4 protein-coding genes are annotated in these 2914 nt (G+C 65.9%); 1 reads left to right on the forward strand and 3 read right to left on the reverse strand.

Going from position 1 to position 2914, the window contains the following annotated elements; translation table 11 throughout:
• On the reverse strand, positions 1-713 hold a 713-nt coding region (locus RMN95_RS15500), incomplete at its 3' end, for a methyltransferase domain-containing protein (protein WP_309617807.1).
• Between the two features lie 29 nt (positions 714-742).
• Positions 743-1726: a CPBP family intramembrane glutamic endopeptidase gene (locus RMN95_RS15505; protein ID WP_309617808.1), complete on the reverse strand. Its 984-nt coding sequence runs from the start codon at positions 1724-1726 to the stop codon at positions 743-745.
• 133 nt (positions 1727-1859) lie between these two features.
• Here RMN95_RS15505 and RMN95_RS15510 point away from each other — a divergent pair, with 133 nt between their 5' ends.
• The gene (locus RMN95_RS15510; RefSeq protein ID WP_309617809.1) at positions 1860-2456 is read left to right on the forward strand and encodes a 3'-5' exonuclease; all 597 of its coding nucleotides are present in this window, start codon (positions 1860-1862) and stop codon (positions 2454-2456) included.
• On the opposite strand, the gene RMN95_RS15515 is transcribed toward RMN95_RS15510, so the two are convergent.
• A partial coding sequence (locus RMN95_RS15515) for an aldehyde dehydrogenase family protein (protein WP_309617810.1) occupies positions 2431-2914 on the reverse strand: 484 nt, incomplete at its 5' end. The two genes, RMN95_RS15510 and RMN95_RS15515, sit on opposite strands and share 26 nt — an antisense overlap.

Here is a 2914-nt window from a genome sequence, read left to right on the forward strand (position 1 = left end):
GTGCGGTACGGCACCGGTATCTGCTCGAGCCCGGCTGTCTGGGGGTGTGCGTCGAGCATGGCATCGAGCGCGGCGAGCACACGGTGCTGCTCGGCAGCATCCTGAATGATGAAATGGCTTCGGGATGCGACGAGCGCACGAAGCTCGGGTCTCGTTAGCGCACACTGCCAGTCGAGCTCGAGAAACTCCGTGGCACCGAAGGGCTCCGGAAGGGTCGGAGGATGGGCGAGGATACCTTCCGGTGAGGCCTCGTTGATGATCTCCGCCATGCGCGCCACCCAGTCCACACGATCGTCGCGCGAATTCCAGACGATGCCGACCGTGCCGCCGGGGCGCAGCACCCGGGCGAGTTCGTGTGCCGCGGTCGTGGCCTCCACCCAGTGCCAGGCCTGCGCACATACTGCCGCGTCGAAGGAGTCATCTGGCAACGGGAGATTCTCGGCCGAGGCAACGACAGTTTCTGCGGACGGCAGCATTAGCGAAAGTTGATCGAGCATTCGGACCGACGGATCGACCGCGACCAACCTTGACACCCGGTCGGAGAAGAGGCGGCTGAACTTTCCGGTGCCAGCACCCAGGTCGAGAACCTCGCGGGGGTTGCCCGGCAGAAGCCAGTCAACGGCCTCCGCTGGATACGAAGGCCTGGCGCGCTCATACAACTCGGCCGCGCTGTCGAACGATGCTGCGTGCTGCGCAGCATTCGATGTGGTCATTCGAGTGGGGGATTCGGAGCACATTGTCGTCACGCCTGAGGAGCCACCACGGGCGCCAGCCGGAGCCGCTCGATCGGCGGCGCCGTCACCTGTATCCGGTTTCGCCGCGCCCACAGGATGCTGATACCCGCGCCGACCAGGCACACGGCCATTGGCACCAGCATGAACGGCCCACCCGTGCCCGCGCTGCGGTCGATTCCCTGCTCGAGCTGGCCCAGCAGCACCGCTGGAAGAAAAATGAGCACGTTGTTGGTGGCGTGCATCAGCACCGGTGCCTCAAGCCCGCCCGTGCCGCGAGCGGCGATCGACATGGATGCTCCGAACACGAAGTAGTACGCGATCAACCACGGGTCGCCCGCGAGGTGTGCCAGCGCAAACAGGCTCGAGGCGATGAGTGTCGACACCACGAACGCGGCGACCGGATTTCGGAACCACGAACCCGCTGAGCGCTGGATGAGCCCGCGCGCGCCGAACTCCTCCCCTGCCGCCTGCAGCGGCGTGGTGAGGATCACAATCGCGATGAGGGCCAGCGCCACGCCGTCGATCTGCACGTCCGCACCGGGATCGAGCAGGAAGCCGAGCCCCAGGTAGACGACCCACACGGGCACGATGACGAGCGCGAGGCGACCCATCCACCTCCAGCGGAAGCGACCGGCAACCGAGGCCAGCGTGCCAACTTTCGCGCCGAACAGCCATCGTTGCAGTCCCATCGCGAGGGGGATCAGCAGGGCGAGGGAGATGTTGGTGGAGAGCAGGATGCCGGGGGTGATCGGAACGACACCACTGGCAAGTTCGTCAAGAGTAAGAGCGCCCCGGGCCACCTCGATCAGGATTCCCACCCCGCCGATCACGATCTGCAGCAGCAGGAACCCAACGACGAGCAGCACGATCGCGATCACACCGCGCCAGGCACCGGGTATTTCGCTCAGCGCGCGGTCGTAGGTGACGGGCACGGTCGGCCCGCTCGGCTCGGGGGCACTCACAGGTTCGGGCAGGTACGCCGGCTCGGTCATACTCCCACGGTACCCGGGCTTGTTGATATTGAAATCCCTCTGCGGCAAGAACAAACGCTCCGCCACGTGACGGAAGCCCCCGCCACGGCGTGGGCGCCGATGCCGTGTCCGAGGCCCGTGCGACCATCATCACGTGCCCCTGGATTTCACCGCGATCGACTTCGAGACAGCAAACGGATCGGCGGCGAGCGCCTGCTCGGTCGGCATGGCAAAGGTTCGGGATGGCCGTGTGGTCGACACCGCATACTGGCTGATTCGCCCGCCGCTGGGGCACGACGATTTTCTCGAATGTAATGTGCGCATCCACGGCATCATGGCGGTGGATGTCGCTGACGCCGCCCTCTGGAGCGAACAGCTGCCGGGCCTGCTGTCCTTCGTCTCCGGCGATACTCTCGTCGCCCACAACGCCGGGTTCGACATGGGAGTCATCGCCGCATCCTGTGCCGCGTCGTACCTGCCCTCCCCCACGCTCGACTACCTCTGCAGCCTGCAGGTCGCCCGAAAGACATACCACCTCAACTCGTACCGGCTGCCGGTTGCGGCGATGGCCGCGGGCTTCGAAGACTTCGAGCATCACAATGCGCTGGCAGACTCCCTGGCCTGCGCCGCGATCATCGTGCACGCCGCAGCTCGGCACGGGGCATCCACCCTCGAAGAGTTGAGCGCCGCCGCCGGCGCGCCCATCAAGCGCCTGGGCGCCAGCCTCAGTTCTGCGGAAACCCCAGGTTGATGCCACCGTGCGACGGGTCGAGCCAGCGGCTGGTGATCGCCTTCTCGCGGGTGTAGAAGTGCACGGCCTGCGCGCCGTACGCCTTGGTGTCGCCGAAGAGCGAATCCTTCCAGCCACCGAAGGAGTAGTAGCCCACCGGCACCGGAATGGGCACGTTGATTCCCACCATTCCGACCTGCACCTCACGCTGGAACCGGCGCGCGGCACCCCCGTCGTTGGTAAAGATCGCGGTGCCGTTGCCGTACGGACTGGCGTTGATGATCGCGACGCCCTCGTCATAGGAGGCGACTCGCACGACCGACAGCACAGGCCCGAAGATCTCGTGCTTATAGACGTCTGAGTCGGTCGAAACGGCGTCGATCAGGGTCGGCCCGAGCCAGAATCCGCCATCCCCTCCGTTCACGGAAACGCCACGGCCGTCGACCACGACGGTGGCACCGTCCGCGATCGCGATGTCG

Source organism: Salinibacterium sp. (assembly GCF_031364185.1).
Lineage (GTDB): Bacteria > Actinomycetota > Actinomycetes > Actinomycetales > Microbacteriaceae > Rhodoglobus.

Coding starts and splice junctions, on each gene's coding strand:
- RMN95_RS15505 (WP_309617808.1), bottom strand. CDS start 1,726: ATGACCGAGCCGGCGTACCTGCCCGAACCTGTGAGTGCCCCCGAGCCG.